Raw genomic sequence first — 569 nt, forward strand, 5'->3', positions numbered from 1 at the left:
GCTTAAACGGCGACCCGTGCCCGTCCTTCACCGGAACCTTCAACCACCTCATGCACGCCTACGCCACCAGCAGTTCCGTGCTCGGTGAGCGATCGCACCGAGTCAACCTGTACGGCCCCTCCCGCATGCGCGAGCGGCACGGCGCCACCGGGGTGCCTCACGACCCTGAGACCGGCGAACAGATGAGCGGGGGCTGACGCATACGCGTCGACGCCGCGGCAGGGAAAGATAGACAGCAAATAAGAAGATGAAACAGAATAGACGAGGGGGAAATGGAAGCAGATGTAAGACTACATATAGAGACAGACGAAGCGGGAGTGGTGCTTCACTCCTGGTCAGCGAGGTCGCAGCCACAGCAGCAGTGGACGTGGAGTGGCGGCGCGGGCGGCGGTGGCGCGGCGCCGCGAGGGGGGGGTGCGGGGCTACGGGTATAACGGGGTTTTCGCCGCAGAGGCGGGGACAGCGCGGCTGTCGCCGCACCTGCACTTCGGCGAGGTCTGGGTGCGGGGGGTGGCGGCGACGGGGCTCTATGCCGGCGGTGTGATCGCCGCCGGCATCGCGCACCGGCG

The 569-nt window shown here is 67.0% G+C and carries 1 protein-coding gene and 1 pseudogene; both read left to right on the forward strand.

Annotated features, from left to right (window positions below):
- Positions 1 to 197, forward strand: a 197-nt coding sequence (locus CSC62_RS17895; protein WP_211369044.1) for a hypothetical protein, incomplete at its 5' end; no start/stop codon positions are given.
- Positions 198 to 372: 175 nt separating this feature from the next.
- Positions 373 to 569: pseudogene (locus CSC62_RS17900) on the forward strand (hypothetical protein); the annotation flags it as partial.

Origin of the sequence: Pseudoxanthomonas jiangsuensis (assembly GCF_010093185.1) — a bacterium.
In the GTDB taxonomy this organism is placed as follows: Bacteria; Pseudomonadota; Gammaproteobacteria; order Xanthomonadales; family Xanthomonadaceae; genus Pseudoxanthomonas; species Pseudoxanthomonas jiangsuensis.